The sequence below is a fragment of the Actinokineospora sp. PR83 genome (genome assembly GCF_021056305.1).
GTDB classification, from domain to species: domain Bacteria; phylum Actinomycetota; class Actinomycetes; order Mycobacteriales; family Pseudonocardiaceae; genus Actinokineospora; species Actinokineospora spheciospongiae.
Genome location: NZ_JAJCXD010000079.1, coordinates 44,889 through 59,037, shown reverse-complemented (window position 1 = coordinate 59,037; position 14,149 = coordinate 44,889). Strand labels below are relative to the sequence as shown.

At 70.2% G+C, this 14,149-nt stretch carries 17 protein-coding genes, 4 tRNA genes and 3 pseudogenes; 19 read left to right on the top strand and 5 right to left on the bottom strand.

The genetic code is table 11. The features are described from left to right. The first annotated feature begins 2 nt into the window (after positions 1-2). Genes L6E12_RS26085 through xerC form a run of 10 tightly spaced genes read left to right on the top strand, consistent with a single transcriptional unit; the run spans position 3 to position 5,804 of the window. The gene (locus tag L6E12_RS26085; RefSeq protein ID WP_236230551.1) at positions 3-329 is read left to right on the top strand and encodes a hypothetical protein; all 327 of its coding nucleotides are present in this window, start codon (positions 3-5) and stop codon (positions 327-329) included. Continuing rightward, on the top strand, positions 326-643 hold the full coding sequence (locus tag L6E12_RS26080; protein ID WP_236230550.1) for a hypothetical protein: 318 nt from the start codon (positions 326-328) through the stop codon (positions 641-643). Before L6E12_RS26085 ends, L6E12_RS26080 begins: the two co-directional genes overlap by 4 nt. Before the next feature lie 12 nt (positions 644-655). Continuing rightward, complete coding sequence (locus L6E12_RS26075) at positions 656-892, top strand: hypothetical protein (RefSeq protein ID WP_236230549.1); 237 nt, start codon at positions 656-658, stop codon at positions 890-892. Beyond that, positions 889-1,236, top strand: coding sequence for a hypothetical protein (locus L6E12_RS26070; RefSeq protein ID WP_236230548.1), 348 nt, complete (start codon positions 889-891; stop codon positions 1,234-1,236). The genes L6E12_RS26075 and L6E12_RS26070 overlap by 4 nt, the downstream gene beginning before the upstream one ends. A gap of 33 nt (positions 1,237-1,269) precedes the next feature. After that, positions 1,270-1,704, top strand: a complete 435-nt coding sequence (locus L6E12_RS26065) for a hypothetical protein (RefSeq protein WP_236230547.1) — start codon at positions 1,270-1,272, stop codon at positions 1,702-1,704. A gap of 59 nt (positions 1,705-1,763) precedes the next feature. Continuing rightward, on the top strand, positions 1,764-2,597 hold the full coding sequence (locus L6E12_RS26060) for a hypothetical protein (RefSeq protein ID WP_236230546.1): 834 nt from the start codon (positions 1,764-1,766) through the stop codon (positions 2,595-2,597). Positions 2,598-2,620: 23 nt separating this feature from the next. Then, complete coding sequence (locus L6E12_RS26055) at positions 2,621-2,974, top strand: hypothetical protein (RefSeq protein WP_236230545.1); 354 nt, start codon at positions 2,621-2,623, stop codon at positions 2,972-2,974. A 43-nt stretch (positions 2,975-3,017) separates the two neighbouring features. Further along, complete coding sequence (locus tag L6E12_RS26050; RefSeq protein ID WP_236230544.1) at positions 3,018-4,391, top strand: replication initiator; 1,374 nt, start codon at positions 3,018-3,020, stop codon at positions 4,389-4,391. Next, positions 4,384-4,584, top strand: a complete 201-nt coding sequence (locus L6E12_RS34870; RefSeq protein ID WP_236230543.1) for an excisionase family DNA-binding protein — start codon at positions 4,384-4,386, stop codon at positions 4,582-4,584. The genes L6E12_RS26050 and L6E12_RS34870 overlap by 8 nt, the downstream gene beginning before the upstream one ends. Continuing rightward, positions 4,584-5,804: a tyrosine recombinase XerC gene (xerC, locus tag L6E12_RS26040; protein WP_236230542.1), complete on the top strand. Its 1,221-nt coding sequence runs from the start codon at positions 4,584-4,586 to the stop codon at positions 5,802-5,804. The genes L6E12_RS34870 and xerC overlap by 1 nt, the downstream gene beginning before the upstream one ends. An 80-nt stretch (positions 5,805-5,884) precedes the next feature. Here xerC and L6E12_RS26035 read toward each other — a convergent pair. Next, positions 5,885-5,956, bottom strand: a tRNA-Val gene (locus L6E12_RS26035). Between the two features lie 49 nt (positions 5,957-6,005). Then, entirely contained in the window at positions 6,006-6,416 is a 411-nt protein-coding gene (locus L6E12_RS26030; RefSeq protein WP_308075306.1) for a TIGR02611 family protein, read from the bottom strand. A gap of 386 nt (positions 6,417-6,802) precedes the next feature. Between L6E12_RS26030 and L6E12_RS26025 the strand changes: the two genes are divergently transcribed. The 5 genes from L6E12_RS26025 to L6E12_RS26005 all read left to right on the top strand — a co-directional run bounded on the left by L6E12_RS26025 (position 6,803) and on the right by L6E12_RS26005 (position 8,465). Continuing rightward, positions 6,803-7,228, top strand: coding sequence for an SsgA family sporulation/cell division regulator (locus L6E12_RS26025; protein ID WP_035281092.1), 426 nt, complete (start codon positions 6,803-6,805; stop codon positions 7,226-7,228). Between the two features lie 109 nt (positions 7,229-7,337). Continuing rightward, positions 7,338-7,410, top strand: a tRNA-Gly gene (locus L6E12_RS26020). A 53-nt stretch (positions 7,411-7,463) separates the two neighbouring features. Continuing rightward, a tRNA-Cys gene (locus L6E12_RS26015) sits at positions 7,464-7,535 on the top strand. Position 7,536: 1 nt separating this feature from the next. Further along, a tRNA-Val gene (locus L6E12_RS26010) sits at positions 7,537-7,611 on the top strand. Positions 7,612-8,012: 401 nt separating this feature from the next. Continuing rightward, complete coding sequence (locus L6E12_RS26005; protein ID WP_236230540.1) at positions 8,013-8,465, top strand: MarR family winged helix-turn-helix transcriptional regulator; 453 nt, start codon at positions 8,013-8,015, stop codon at positions 8,463-8,465. On the opposite strand, the gene L6E12_RS26000 is transcribed toward L6E12_RS26005, so the two are convergent. Next, positions 8,435-9,007, bottom strand: a complete 573-nt coding sequence (locus L6E12_RS26000) for a carboxymuconolactone decarboxylase family protein (RefSeq protein WP_236230539.1) — start codon at positions 9,005-9,007, stop codon at positions 8,435-8,437. The genes L6E12_RS26005 and L6E12_RS26000 overlap by 31 nt on opposite strands. A gap of 231 nt (positions 9,008-9,238) precedes the next feature. On the opposite strand from L6E12_RS26000, the gene L6E12_RS25995 reads away from it, so the two are divergent. Then, entirely contained in the window at positions 9,239-10,612 is a 1,374-nt protein-coding gene (locus tag L6E12_RS25995) for a PepSY domain-containing protein (RefSeq protein WP_236230538.1), read from the top strand. A 163-nt stretch (positions 10,613-10,775) separates the two neighbouring features. After that, a complete protein-coding gene (locus L6E12_RS25990) occupies positions 10,776-11,045 on the top strand; it encodes a hypothetical protein (protein WP_236230537.1) in 270 nt (89 codons plus the stop codon). Positions 11,046-11,209: 164 nt separating this feature from the next. Here L6E12_RS25990 and L6E12_RS25985 read toward each other — a convergent pair. Next, positions 11,210-11,629: pseudogene (locus tag L6E12_RS25985) on the bottom strand (helix-turn-helix domain-containing GNAT family N-acetyltransferase); the annotation flags it as partial. Between the two features lie 47 nt (positions 11,630-11,676). On the opposite strand from L6E12_RS25985, the pseudogene L6E12_RS25980 reads away from it, so the two are divergent. After that, positions 11,677-12,743 (top strand): annotated as a pseudogene (locus tag L6E12_RS25980) (flavoprotein); the annotation flags it as partial. Positions 12,744-12,783: 40 nt separating this feature from the next. On the opposite strand, the pseudogene L6E12_RS25975 reads toward L6E12_RS25980, so the two are convergent. Beyond that, positions 12,784-12,954: pseudogene (locus L6E12_RS25975) on the bottom strand (low molecular weight phosphatase family protein); the annotation flags it as partial. 565 nt (positions 12,955-13,519) lie between these two features. On the opposite strand from L6E12_RS25975, the gene L6E12_RS25970 reads away from it, so the two are divergent. Further along, positions 13,520-14,149 (top strand): DUF2382 domain-containing protein (locus L6E12_RS25970; protein WP_236230536.1); only part of this gene is annotated, 630 nt, incomplete at its 3' end.

The following is a 14,149-nucleotide window of genomic DNA, read 5'->3' as shown; positions in this document are numbered from 1 at the left end:
GCATGCCGACCCTGCGCGAATACATGACCATGTGGGAGATGCGCGAGCGTGCGGCGACGGTGATCCGCCGCGCCTCGCGGGGTGAGCTGTTCGGCACCGACACCACCGTGTTCATCACCTCCGATGCCGTCTTCGTACGAACCGAGAGGCGGTTGGTTCGGGTGCTGTCGTCGGAGCTGGAGGTGACGCTCGACCTGATCGCCTTCGGGTTCCTCATCATGGCCGGTGGCCCCGGTCAGACCCTGCCCACCGAGGACGGTGAGGTCACCGTGTGGCAGTTCGTCCCCACCACCACCGGACTCGCCCTGCTCGACCGGCACCAGTCATGACGCCCTCGACGCAGGAGTTCCTCGCCCTGGGGTTGTGCGAGGCGCCGGACATGGTCGCCGTGTTGGAACTGGCCGTGGCGGGGGAGTTGTTCCACGACGCGGGCGAAACCTACCGGTTGGTTGACGGCCGGTTGTCCCTGGTGTCGGCGGAACTGCGTGACGCGGCCAGTGAGCTGTGGGACCACTGGTTCCTGCTGGAGGACACCACCTACCGGGCGTTGTTGACCGATGACGCCGAACCGATCGCCGTACTCGAATACACCATCACCCCCACCGGCAGAGCCCTGCTGGAGCACCTCACCACCACGCGTTAGGAGTGACTCGTCATGTCTCTGTGGACACTGGGTTTCCGCATCTGGTCGACCTACAAGACCGCCACCGTCACCACCCCCGGTATCGCCCTCGCCGCGCTGGTCCTGTTCGCCCAGGGGCCGACGCTGCTGTTCTGGATCATCGCCTCGGTCACCCTCGGGGTCTTCCTCGGCGCCCGCCTGGTCCTGGTCGACTTGGCCCGCCGCGAGGGCGCCGACAAGCCTCCCACCACGGTCAAGGCACGCCGATGAGCACCGCCGAAACCGGGAACTACTTCGAGGGCCGCGACTTCGACACCACAGTGTTGCTGTGGACCCTGCTGAACGCCGCGCGCGGCACCGGCTTGGCCGTGTCCGCGACCGCCAGCGCGGCGTTCATCTACGACGAGATCACCGGATGGTCGCGGGTCGACTCCGGCGACCTCGCCACGGTCGGGTCGCTGATCGACGGCGGGTACGTGCGCGACCTTGGCCCCCTCACCGTCCGCCCCGACAACGAGGACGAACCCACCCCCGCCCACGAATACACCCTCACCTGGCAGGGCAGCAACTTCCTCGCCCGGGTGGAGACCGCCGTGTGGGGTCGCTACCGCTGACCCGATCTGATCTGACAGTGAGGAGAACAGCTCATGGCACGACACACCAACCCCGCCAGCTCCGATCAGTTCGACCTGTTCGCCGTGGATGACGCACCCGCCCCGGCCCGGCAGTGCGCGGCACCGCCCACCCCGACCCGCACTGCGGCTCGCACCCCGTCCGGCATGACCCCGGGTGTCGCCGTGGACATCCTCACCGACATCACCTCCCACACGCTGGGCCTGCTCGACGACACCGACCGGGTCGTCACGATCGACGGTGACACCGGCCGTGCACGGGAAATCCACGACGCCGACGTGGTGCACCACCTGATCGCCACCGGCTACGTCGAACGGTCCCCGCGCCGCGACACCCTCGACTGCAAATGGGGCATCACCCGCAAACCGGTGACCCCGCTGCGGTTGACCGCCACCGGCCGCGCCCTGCTGGCCCGCTGGTCGGCACTGCGCTCCCTGCGCACGACGTAACACCCCGCCACCCCCTGGCCGGGAACAACCACAACAGCAACGAAAGGAGGTACCCCCGCATGTCCGGAAAGGAGGGAACCGAGGAGGGCAACGGGATCACCCGGGCCGTGCGCAAGCTCGGGGACGACCTGGCAGAAGCCCGGCAGATGGCACCGCTGATGGCGGACCCGCTGCTCAACGCCATCCGCGTGGAACGCCTGCGGGTCTCCATCACCCGGTCCCTGTGGTTCTTCCTGTGCTGCGGCCTGGGCTACACCACCGCCGGGGTCCAGGCGTTCCTCGCCAACGGCCGCACCCCCGCAGACCCCGCCTGGTGGGCCGCCTGGCTCGTCGAACCCGCGTTCGCGGGCATCCTGGTCACCCTGCTCCGCTGGGAAGCGGAAATGCTCGCCAGGGGCCTGCACGTCACCGCCCGCGCCGCCACCACGCTGAAACGCATCCTGCTGGGGGCGACCCTGTTCATGAACGTCTACCCCACCATCCGCCCACCCGAGGGGGAGCGGTTCAGCCTCGGCGCCGCGTTCGTGCACCTGGTCATCCCCCTGGTCGTGTTCTTCCTCGCCGAAGTCATGCCTGTAGTGCAACAGCTCTGCACCCAGGCCAAGACCGCCCCCGGGTTCACCGTGCCCGCTCCTGTCGACGACCACCAGGCGCAGCAGGAACCCCTGCGAACCTCTCCCGCGACGCTCCCCGAACCCGCTCGACCCACCACCGCCCCCACCTCCACCCCGACCACTCGGCCCAAGCTTCCCCCTGTCGTGCTCGCCCAGGTCCGCGCCGAAGTCGACGCCGCCCGCGCGGCCGGGCGCACCCCCACCGTCGCCGACGTCACCCGGGTCGTCGACCTCCCGGTCACGACCGCCGCACTTGTCCTGGCCGACCTGGCCGCCTGACCTCGCCCGAACTGGAGAAGCCCGTGTACGACCTTCCGCTCACCTGGCGGCCGTCCTCGCCACAGCAGCGTGACAGCCTGCTCGCCGTCTCCCGTCACGCCGAACGGGACTGCCTCGGCCTCACGGTCGGCGGTACACGCTGGGCATGGAGCCCCTACCGCCCCAAGGTCTGGCAGTGGCTCAACCCCGCCGACCAGGAGGCCGCCCACTTCATGCTCGAACACGGCCTCCTGGTCGAGTACCACCGCGCTGGCTACCTCGTGGACGGCGAGAGCACGAACCTGATCCTGTTCGACTCCCGCTCCCCGTCCGACCCGAACCCGGACACCTTGTCCTGGTTGGACTTCCGGGAAGTGCTGCGCCAGCACAAGTTCTGAACCACCCACTGTCCACCCCGGGCGGGCCGTGACCCTTGTTGTCATGGCCCGCCCATTCTTATGCACCGAAGGAGGTTCTCTCGTGCACACTCTGGAAGACCGCATCGCCGATCGCATCCGCGCGGCGGACTATCGCGACTGGCGGGCCAAGGTGCAGGGCATCGGCGGGTGCGCCAAACCGGTGCACCTCAAGGGTGGTTACCACCTGGTGGACACCACCACCGACCGCGTCATCCACACCCACCGGGGCGATGTCCTCGTCCCCTGCAACAACAGGCGGGAGAGCGTCTGCCCGACCTGCTCGCAGCGCTACGCCGCCGACGCCTTCCACCTCGTCCGCGCGGGCCTTTCCGGTGGACACAAGGGCGTCCCCGAGACCGTCACCGGCCACCCCCGGGCGTTCGTCACCCTCACCGCCCCCTCCTTCGGCCCGGTCCATAACCGGGTCACCACCGCCTCGGGCAAGACCCGCCGCTGCCCGTGCGGAGAGACCCACCACGAAGCCGACACCCGGCTTGGTGCACCGATCACCCCCGACACCTACGACTACGTCGGCACGGTGCTCTGGCAGGCCAACACGGGCAAGCTGTGGTCGGAGTTCACCCGGCGCCTCACCCGCGCCTGCGCGCAGATAGCCGGGCTGACGATCAAGCGGTTCAAGGAACTCGCCCGGGTGTCCTTCGGCAAGGTCGCCGAATACCAGCGGCGCGGCCTCGTGCACTTCCACGCCGTGATCCGCCTCGACGGCCCCGAAGGACCCCAGGACCCGCCCCCCGCGTGGGCCACACCGACCCTGCTCGACGGAGCCGTGCGTCTCGCCGCAGCTGATTCCCTCGTCGCCACCACCCGCCCGGACGGCACCCCCCTGCACCTGGTGTGGGGGTCGCAGGTCGACATCCGGCCCGTGGTCGCCGGAGAGGTCGAGGACGGGGCCGGGCAGATCAGCGAAGCCAAACTCGCCGGGTACGTCGCCAAGTACGCCACCAAAGGCACCGGCAAGTCCGAAGCCGCCGACCGCCCCATACGGTCGCAAATGGACATCGACTTCCTGCGCGTGTCCACCCACCACAAACGCATGATTCAGACCGCGTGGGACCTGGGGGCACTGCCCCAGTACGAAACCCTGAAACTGCGCCGCTGGGCGCACATGCTGGCCTTCCGGGGCCACTTCCTCACCAAATCCCGCGCCTACTCCACCACCTTCAAGACCATCCGAGGCGACCGCCGCGCCTACCGCCTCCACGAATCCCTCACCGCCGCCGAACTCGACCCGCACACCACCCTCCTCATCGGGCACTGGGACTTCCACGGCACCGGCTACCGCGACGACGCAGAACGCGAGCTGGCTGCCGCGATCGCCGAACGCACACAACTCGAACGCGCCCGCAAGTATCGAAAGGAGACTCATCGTGAGTGAAAATGGACGGTTCATTGCTGCGAAGTGGCACACGGTGGCTGAAGTTGCCGTCCTGCTGGGCTTTGGTTTGTCGAAGACGAAGATGCTGATTGCCTCGCGTGCGATCCGATCGGTCAAGGTGGGCGGCAGCAGGCGCATCTTGCCGGAGTGGGTTGACGAGTACATCCACCGTGTCACCTCGGATGTGGCGTGATGGCAGGGAAGGCACGCGCCAATGGCGAAGGGTCCATCTACCCGTACCGCAACGGCTACGCGGCGTATGTCTGGGTTGATCTGCCCGGGGGAGAGCGCAAGCGCAAGTACGTGTACGGCGGAACCCGTGACATCGTGCACGAGAAGTGGTTGAAGCTCCACCAGGCCGCGCGCGAGAACAAGGTCACCGACGGCAAGCACACCGTCGAGCGCTACCTGACGGAATGGCTCCGGGAGGTGATTGCCCCGACGGCGGCGCCGTTGACCTTGTCCACCTACTCTGGTCACATCCGGCTGCACATCCTCCCGGAATTGGGGGACAAGCGCCTGGACCGGTTGACCACCCGTGATGTGCAGAAGTGGGCGAACAACCTCGCCGCCCGCTGCCAGTGCTGCACGCAGGGCAAGGACCAGGCCCGGCCGGAGGACAAGCGCCGGTGCTGCGCGGTGGGCAGGTGCTGTGAGGGCAGGTTGTCGGCCCGCTCGGTGAGTGACGTGCGGGCTACGTTGAGGTCCGCGCTGTCCGACGCCTTGGCCGAGGAGTTGGTGGTCCGCAACGCGGCAGCCGCAGTGAAGCTCAGGGCGGTCCGCAAGCCCAAGCGGAGGCGCTGGACCAGCGATGAAGCACGCAGGTTCCTGGAGTCGGCACGGAGGGACAACGATCCCCTCTACGCCGCGTACGTGCTCGTCCTGGTGCTCGGTCTGCGTCGGGGGGAGGCGTTGGGTCTGCCGCTGGACTCGGTGGACTTCGAGGCGGCCGAGATCGACATCCGTTACCAGTTGCAGCGGGTGGATGGCAAGCTCTATCACCGGGAGACCAAGACGGAGGCCTCCGACGACTCCCTGCCGATGCCGGGCATCGTGTCGACCGCGCTGCAGCTGCGGAAGCGTCGGCGTGCGGAGGACCGGGTGGAGGCGGACATCACATGGCAGGAGTGCGGGCTGATGTTCACCACCGGTCACGGCACGCCGATCGAGCCGCGCAACTTCAACCGCTCCTGGGCGACCCGCGTCCGCAAGGCCGGTGTTCCGCTGATCTCCAGCCGCTCGGCTCGGCGGACCTGTGCGTCCTTGCTGGCCGACCTGGACGTTCACCCGAGAGTGGCGATGCGCATTTTGCGGCACGCACAGTTCACGGTGACGATGGAGATCTATACCGACGCCTCCGACGAAGCGACGCGAGCGGCGCTCAAGAAGCTCGGGGATAGCCTGGACGGCTGAGCGGCTCACTGCTGTACTTCGCTGCTGTACTCCACGGCAGAGGCCCGGCAACCTGATGGCTGCCGGGCCTCTGACCTGCGTGGGCGATACTGGGATCGAACCAGTGACCCCTTCGGTGTGAACGAAGTGCTCTCCCGCTGAGCTAATCGCCCGGCGCGGTTTCCCGCGTCGATGGTGAGAAGGTTAGCAGGGTGGTGCGCGTCAGTTGAACAGGGGGGAGGACAACCAGGCCCAGTGGATGCCGAACCAGCCGCCGACCAGCGCGAACGCGTTCAGGAGCCAGAGGGTGGCCACGACGATGAGGGCGGTGGCGGCGAGTACCAGGAAGCGGACGAGCAGGCTCTGGCGCTTGAGCCAGTCGGTCCAGGCGTCGTACTTGCCCCGGGCGTAGGTGAGGATGCGGCGGGCCCAGGTGAACTCGGTGGCGAGGATGGCGAGGCCGCCGAAGACCACCACCCAGCCGGGGCCGGGGTAGGGGATGAGGATCACACCCACGACCAGGACCAGGGTGCCGACGACACCCACCCCGGTACGCCAAACGGCGCGGGTGGTGGGGTTCCGATCGGCCCAGTCGGGTCGAATGGGGCCTTTCCGGCGGGTCTCGTTGGTCACCGGTTCACCACCTTCCTCGCTTGTCGCCCACATTCTGCCGCCTGCGGGCGTACGGGGCACCCGCGACCGCCTGACCTGGGCCAACCAGGTGGTCCTGCCCACAGATCACCACCCCGTCCGCAGGTCAGCGCGGTATTGGCGGACTGGTACATAAACGGTCCCGATAATTCGTGCGCCCGCAGCTACCCCTGCCGTGGGAAACCGGTCAATATGGAAGTGCCTCCACGCGGGCCGATCACCGGGTGCGCAGGCTCGACTGCACTACGCACTGGGGTGTGGGCCGGACGGGTGATCTCACCGCGATCCGCGTTCGGATCCCGGCGCTGGGGCGTCACAACGATGTGCCTCAGTCGTTTGGCTGGGAAGGGAGCAGAAGGGTAGCGACGATGCGAAACGATCACGTCACGCTGCGGTCGACAGCGGTGTTCGACCTGTTGGCGCCGAGGACCCCGGCGGTCCCGGTGAAGGTCGAGCTGCGCTACGACACGCGCGACCCGTACGCGGTGGTGGCGGCCTTCCGCACCGGCCGCGCGGGCTGGGTCGAGTGGGTCTTCTCCCGCGACCTGCTGGCCGACGGCCTCATCGCCGAAGCGGGTGACGGCGACGTGCGCATCCGCCCGGCCGTCGACGACCCCGAGGTCGTCGTCATCGAGCTGAGCTCCCCCTCCGGCCACGCCGTCTTCGAGGCGTCCGCCCAGGAACTCGCCGACTTCCTCGACCGCACCTACGACGTGGTCGTCCCCGGCAACGAACACCTGTGGGTCGACGTCGACGAGGCGCTCACGCACCTCATCTCAACCGATCTGACCTGAGGGAACAGCTCAACCCGACCCCCGATTTGGAGCCCGGATCGGGCATCGGATAGAGTTCTCCTCACACCACGGCGGACGGGGACACCAGGCCCCGGAAGTCGCGGAGTACGCGGATGTAGCGCAGCTGGTAGCGCATCACCTTGCCAAGGTGAGGGTCGCGAGTTCGAATCTCGTCATCCGCTCGGAAGTGGTTCGGCCACGGCCGGTCCCCTGGGGCCCCAGGCTCCAGAACGCTGGCGGAGTGGCCGAGTGGCTTAGGCAAGGGCCTGCAAAGCCCTGTACGCGGGTTCGATTCCCGCCTCCGCCTCGGGCGATTAGCTCAGTGGGAGAGCACTACCTTGACACGGTAGGGGTCACTGGTTCAATCCCAGTATCGCCCACCAGCGCTTGTGCGCAGGTGACACAGCCCTCCCCCTCGATCAGAGGGGGAGGGCTTCTGCGTTCCCGGGATGGGCGAGTGGCGAAGTGCCGGGGGGACCGCGAGAGCGGTGGTCGGTCGTGGAACGCCAGGAACGGGGTCCAGCCGAGTGTGCGTCCTCAGTGGAGCGCGGCGGCGCCGGGTGGCTGGCGGGACGTCGCTGATCCCTCGGCCTCCCTGGGAGGGTTTCCCGCCGACCCCACTCGCGCGCCAGTCCTCTGTCGACCGCACCTGTTCCGACTCGTTCGACCGGAATCAGGCGACGGCTGATCGCTGGGCGTGTGATCCACCGTGGCAACGGGCACGCCGATGACGCGTACCGTTGCGGCAGCACGACGTTGAGGTGCTCGACCACCGGAGGGGCCGTTGACCGCCGAAATCCCCGCCCTGCTGGCCATGGCGTTCCGCACCGTCATGGACCAGGTGCACGAATCCCTTGCCGCGGAGGGGTTCGACGACGTCCGGCCCGCGCACGGGTTCGTCTTCCAGTACCTGTCGCAGTGCGAGGTGGGGGCCACCGCGGTCGAGTTGGGGGCCCACCTCGGGGTGACCAAGCAGGCCGCCGTCCAGTTGGTGGACGAGCTGGAGCAGCGCGGCTACGTCGAGCGCGGGCCGCACCCGACCGACCGCCGCAGCAGGATGGTCGTGCTGGCGCCGCGGGGCCGGGCGTGCGTGGCGAGCGTGGTGCGGCGCTGGGGTGAGGTCGAGGCGCGCTGGGTCGACCTGATCGGGGCCGACCGGGTCGACCACCTGCGCGCCGACCTGCGGCGGATCGTCGCCGACTCCGGTCAGGCGGTGGCGCTGCGCCCGGTGTGGTGAGGTTCCCAGCGGTGCGCCTCGAAGGCTGCGTCGAGCGGGGCGCCGGTCAGCCGGTTGGCGAACGTGGACAGCGTGTACGTGCCGACGCCGAGCACCACGTCCAGGGCGTTGCGCCGGTCGTGGCCCGCGGCGAAGAACGCGTTGAGGTCCTCCTCGGCCACGCCGCCGCCGGTCGCCAGCACCGCGTCGGTGAACCGGCGCAACGCCTCCAGCTTGGTGTCGGCGAGCGGTCTGCCCTCGCGCAGCGCCGCGATGACCTCCGCGTCGACCGCCTGGCGGGTCATCGTCGCCGAGTGCAGCGCCACGCAGTAGTGGCACTCCACCCGGGTCGCGAGGGTCATGATGACGACCTCGCGCTCCAGGGTGCCGAGCGACGAGCGGTCGAACGCGGCGGTGTTGCCCAGGAAGGTCGCCAGCAGTTCCGGCGACTCGGCGATCCGCGCGACGGGTGCGGGGACGAAGCCGAACTTCCTCCGCGCGCCCTCGACCATCTCCTTGGAACCCTCGGGCGCGGTTTCGGCCGTGTGACTGGCGAATGTCATGTGGATCTCCTCTGCTCGTCCGCTCGAACTGTGCCCGCGTTCCGGCAACTAGTCAAGCTGCTTGACTAGTTGCGGAGCTGTGGCGGCGGAGGCGCCTGCCGTGATCTGAGCGCCGTCGATGATGGCGACCGGGCCGTCCATCACCCTCGCCACAAGGTGAACATCACGGGAACCGGCGCCCGTCCCGGGCCGACCACCTCGCCAAGCACCGCACGAGCGAAGGAGTCCGGGATGACCGTCGACGAGCACGAGGCGCCGCCACCCGAGCAGCAGCGGCGGCGAGCGACCGGCGGGTGGGCCGGGGTCCGACCGCTGCTGATGCGCCTGCACTTCTACGCGGGGGTGTTGGTCGCGCCGTTCCTGTTGGTCGCCGCGCTGAGCGGGCTCGCCTACATCTACACCCCGCAACTGGAGCAGGTCGTGCACGACCACGAACTGCACGTGCCCGCCGCCGAGGTGTCGGTGCCGCTGTCGCGGCAGGTCGAGTTGGCCAGGCAGGAGGTGCCGGAGGGCAAGCTGGTGTCGGTGCGCCCCGGGGCGACCGCGACCGACAGCACCCAGGTCGTGTTCCACCTCCCCGGCGCGGGCTCCAGCTTCAACCAGACGGTCTTCGTGAACCCGCACGACGGGGAGATCCGCGGCTCGCTGGAAACCTACGGCTCCAGCCAGGCCCTGCCCGTGCGCGCGTGGCTGAGCGGGTTGCACCGCAACCTGCACCTCGGCGAGTTCGGCAGGCTCTACAGCGAACTCGCGGCCAGTTGGCTCGGGGTGCTCGTCCTGGTCGGCCTCGGGCTGTGGGTGGGCAGGCGGCGCGTGCTGCGCAGGCTCGCCCGCCGGGACAACCCCGCCGCGGGTCCCGCCGTGAAGCGCGGGCGGACGGTGTCCCGCCACGCCACGGTCGGGGTGTGGGCCGCGATCGGGCTGCTGTTCCTGTCCGCCACCGGGTTGACCTGGTCGGCGTACGCGGGGGAGAACGTCTCGGACCTGCGCACGGCGCTGGACTGGACCACCCCGTCCGTCGCCAGCGCCGTCGACCCGTCCCCCACCGGCACCGACGTCGGCATCGACGCGGTCCGCGCCGCCACCGCCGCGGCCGGGCTGGCCGACCCCGTCGAGATCCGCGTGCCCGCCGCCGCGGGCAAGGCGTACGTGGTCACGCAGGTGGAGAAGGGCCTGCCGGGCAAGGCGGACTCCATGGCCGTCGACCCGGCGACCGGGCAGATCACCGACACCCTGCGCTTCGCCGACTACCCGCTGATGGCGAAGCTGACCAAGTGGGGCATCGACGCGCACATGGGGATGCTGTTCGGCCTGCCCAACCAGATCGTCCTGACCGCGCTGGCCCTGGCGATCGTCGGGCTCGTCGTCTGGGGCTACCGGATGTGGTGGCTGCGCAGGCCCCCGCTCGGCGGCAACCGCTTCGGCAAGGCCCCGCCCCGCGGCACCTGGCGGCGGGTGTCGCCCACCGTGCTGGTGCCGCTGGTCGTCGTCGGCGCGCTGCTCGCCTGGTTCCTGCCCGTCTTCGGGGTGTCGCTGGTCGCGTTCCTCGTGGTCGACGCCCTGGTCGGGTTCAGCACCAAGGAGGAGCCCGTCAAGACCGGCTGACCGCCGCCACCCCGCCGCGGGGAGAGTCACCCATTCGCGTTCGTTGGGCCATATGTACCATCGGCCAAGATCCAAGGTTGGGCCGAATGGCCTACGTACCGGGTGACGATGTGCATCGTCTCCACGTCGGACCCACCGCAGCAGGTGGGTGAAGGAGTACCTCATGAACGTCCACAAGCGTACCGCCGCGACCCTGGCCATGCTGGCCACCGCCGCCACCCTGTCCATGGCCACCGCGGGTGTCGCCTCCGCCGCCCCGGCCGCCGCCGACGACAACGGTCCCCTCGGCCTGCTCGGTGCGCTCGGCGCGCTCGGTGACGGCGGTCCCCTCGGTGACGGCGGTCCCCTCGGTGACGGTGGCCCCCTCGGGAGCAGCGGTCTCCTCGGTGGTGCGGGCGGCGGTCTCCTCGGCGGCGGTCTGCTCGGTCGCTGACCGATTCGGTCGCGCACGTCTGTGAACCGGCTCCCGATCCTAGGAGCCGGGATCGGGTGGGGCTCCGCCGAGCCGCTGCTGCGGTTCGGCGGAGCCCCACCCGTCGGCCCGCACCCGGATGAAGAGTCCACAGGGGACTGATCCGGTGGCGGGCCGTTGTCGTGTCAGCCGGTGGGTGAGCGGCGTTCGATGAGGACGGTGTCGTGCCAGGTGCCGTCGACCTGGGCGATGCGCTCGCGGATGCCGACGGCCCGGTAGCCCGCGGAGTGGTGCAGGGCGATGCTGGTGCGGTTCCGGGTGAAGGTCGACGATTGCGGGGTCCAGGTGCCGTCGGCGTCGGCGGCGTGCGGGAGCCCGGCGCAGCAGGCCTCGGTGACGGTGACGATCGTGGCGGTGCCCTCCCTGTGCAGCCGCACGAAACCGACGTCGGCGAGTTTGCGCAGGTGGTGCGAGGTCGTGGACTGGCTGGTGCCCAGGACCGCGGTCAGCGCGCCGACGGTGGTGCTGGTGGCCACCGCGTGCGGCAGGCGGACGCGGACGGGCTCGGCGAGGCAGGCGAACCACTCGGCGTAGGTGGCGGCCTCACCCCGGGCAGGGTGTCCACCAGGGGCGGCGCGATCGGCACCCCGCCGGCCACCCCACCGGCGCGGAGTGGGCCGGGTCGTACCTGCGCCCGCTGGCCGAGGCACTCGGTGACCGGGTGCGCTTCGGTGCCGAGGTCGTCGGTGTGGCCCGGCGCGGCCGGGACCGGGTCGTCGACGCGGTCCCGAGCCGTTGACGGTGCACGTGCGCACCGCGGGCGGCGATGAGGAGCGGATTGCCGCGGGCCGTGGTCGACGCCTCCGGCACGTGGACCTCCCCGAACCCGCTGGGCGGGGACGGCCTGCCCGCGATCGGCGAAGCCGCCGCCGCCGACCGGATCGCCTACCGGGTGCCCGATCTCGCCGACCCCGGGGTCGCCGCGCGGTACGCGGGCGGGCACGTGGTGGTGGCGGGCAGCGGGCACTCCGCGTTGACCGCGCTGGTGGCCCTCGCCGGGGTGGCCGAGCGGGAGACCTCGACGAGGAGCACCTGGCTGCTGCGCCGGGGCGCGGTCGGGGCGGTGTTCGGCGGCGGCGCGGCCGACCAGCTCCCCGCCCGGGGCGCGCTGGGCCTGCGGGCGCGAGCCGCCGTCGAGGCCGGGCACATCTCGGTGGTCACCGGCTTCCGCGTCGAGGCCGTCGAGCGCGACGGGCGGGACCGGGTGGCGCTGGTGTCCGACGAGGGGCAGCGGGTGGAGGGCGTCGACCGGGTCGTGGTGCTGACCGGGTTCCGCCCGGACCTGTCGTGGCTGTCGGAGGTGCGCCTCGACCTGGACGCGACGTTGCAGGCGTTGGCGCCGCTGATCGACCCGAACACCCACTCTTGCGGAACCGTCCACCCCACGGCGTCAAGGAACTCGCGCACCCGGAACCCGGTGTGTTCCTGGCCGGGATGAAGAGCTACGGCCGCGCGCCGACGTTCCTGGCCATGACCGGCTACGAGCAGGTCCGCTCCCTCGCCGCCGCCCTGGCCGGGGACCGGGAGGCGGCCGAGCGGGTGGAGTTGGTGCTGCCCGAGACGGGTGTCTGCGGCGGGGCCGGGGTGTTCGACGCGCCCGCCGAGGACCAGGGCGGTTGCTGCGCCACCCCCGTCACCGTCCCGTCCCCGGTCCGCTGATCCGGCGCGTTGAGGTCGCTCACGCGGTCGGCGCGGGGGCGATGTCGGCGATCAGGCCCTCGACCAGGGACTTGACCTCGTCGGCGGGCGCGGACCCGGCGGAGCGGACCTCCACCCGGTCCCCGGCCAGGTGCTCCAGCCAGGCGGCGGCCGTCTGGGAGCGGCCCGCGTTGTGGACGCACACGAACAACACCGACGCCTTGGCGCACACGTTTCCTCCTGTGTGGACTGCGGTGGTATTGGCCGGGTGGGGCAGGACGACGTCCTCGGCATGTGCCGGGGCGTGCGGGTACAGGGCGCGCAGCAGCGGCACCGCGATCGCGGCGGCGACGAGCTGGGCGAGGACCCAGGCGGGGACCGAGGACGGCGCGATGCCCGCGAAGCTGTCGCTGAACACGCGCCCGACGGTGGTGGCGGGGTTGGCGAAGCTGGTGGAACTGGTGAAGAAGTACGCCGCGCCGATGTAGGCGCCGACCGCGGCGGGAGCGGTGGCGGCCCGGCCACGCCGAACACAAAGGCGGACACTGCGTCACACGACTGTGGCCACATCCACCCGTCAGCGCGAAGCGGGGCGTCCTGCACACACACTGTCCGATGTCGACGCTCAGCACCGCACTCGTGTTCTCACCCCAAGGGGTGCATCAATGTTCAGGTCGCGATCGCCGGGTACGTCCTAGGTGGCGGAAAGAACGGGGCGCCGGGGTCCTGCCCGACGCAGCACTCGGGATCGACCCCGCCACCCGGCTCCGATGACCACAACAGGAGGAACACGCATCATGGGTTTTCCGAAGCGAGCTGAGGACATCATCGGTCTGACCGCGCACGACCGGTCCGGTGACAAGGTCGGCAAGATCGGTCAGGTCTACTACGACGACCAGACCGAGCAGCCCAAGTGGGTCACCGTCAACACCGGCCTCTTCGGGATGAACGAGAGCTTCGTCCCGCTGCAGGACGCCCGCGCCGACGGTGACACGGTGGTCCTCGCCCAGGACAAGTCGGTCATCAAGGATGCACCGAACGTCGGCCACGACCAGCACCTCTCCGAGGCTGAGGAGATGGAGCTGTACCGCTACTACGGGCTCAGGGTCGAGCAGGGCCAGACCCAGCGCGGTATGGCCACCGAGCGCCGGGCCGAGCCCGCGCGCGCAGGCCGGGGCAACGGCGAGGCCACCATGACCCGCTCGGAGGAGCGGCTCAACGTCGGCACCCGCACCGAGGAGGCGGGCAAGGTCCGGCTGCGCAAGCACGTCGTCACCGAGGAGCAGCAGGTGTCGGTGCCGGTCCGGCGCGAGGAGCTGCGGGTCGAGCGCACGCCCATCACCGAGGCCGAGCGCGGCGCGGCGGGCAGGCACGCCGACTTCACCGACGCCGAGCAGGAGGTGACCCTGCACGAGGAGCGCCCGGTC

Bases quoted from the DNA above. Each gene is read 5' to 3' on its own strand.
- L6E12_RS26070 (WP_236230548.1), top strand. From the start codon at position 889: ATGAGCACCGCCGAAACCGGGAACTACTTCGAGGGCCGCGACTTCGAC.
- L6E12_RS26075 (WP_236230549.1), top strand. From the start codon at position 656: ATGTCTCTGTGGACACTGGGTTTCCGCATCTGGTCGACCTACAAGACC.
- L6E12_RS26085 (WP_236230551.1), top strand. From the start codon at position 3: ATGCCGACCCTGCGCGAATACATGACCATGTGGGAGATGCGCGAGCGT.
- L6E12_RS25995 (WP_236230538.1), top strand. From the start codon at position 9,239: ATGACCGTCGACGAGCACGAGGCGCCGCCACCCGAGCAGCAGCGGCGG.
- L6E12_RS25990 (WP_236230537.1), top strand. From the start codon at position 10,776: ATGAACGTCCACAAGCGTACCGCCGCGACCCTGGCCATGCTGGCCACC.
- L6E12_RS26025 (WP_035281092.1), top strand. From the start codon at position 6,803: ATGCGAAACGATCACGTCACGCTGCGGTCGACAGCGGTGTTCGACCTG.
- L6E12_RS26060 (WP_236230546.1), top strand. From the start codon at position 1,764: ATGTCCGGAAAGGAGGGAACCGAGGAGGGCAACGGGATCACCCGGGCC.
- L6E12_RS26050 (WP_236230544.1), top strand. From the start codon at position 3,018: ATGGCCCGCCCATTCTTATGCACCGAAGGAGGTTCTCTCGTGCACACT.
- L6E12_RS26080 (WP_236230550.1), top strand. From the start codon at position 326: ATGACGCCCTCGACGCAGGAGTTCCTCGCCCTGGGGTTGTGCGAGGCG.
- L6E12_RS26065 (WP_236230547.1), top strand. From the start codon at position 1,270: ATGGCACGACACACCAACCCCGCCAGCTCCGATCAGTTCGACCTGTTC.
- xerC (WP_236230542.1), top strand. From the start codon at position 4,584: ATGGCAGGGAAGGCACGCGCCAATGGCGAAGGGTCCATCTACCCGTAC.
- L6E12_RS26000 (WP_236230539.1), bottom strand. From the start codon at position 9,007: ATGACATTCGCCAGTCACACGGCCGAAACCGCGCCCGAGGGTTCCAAG.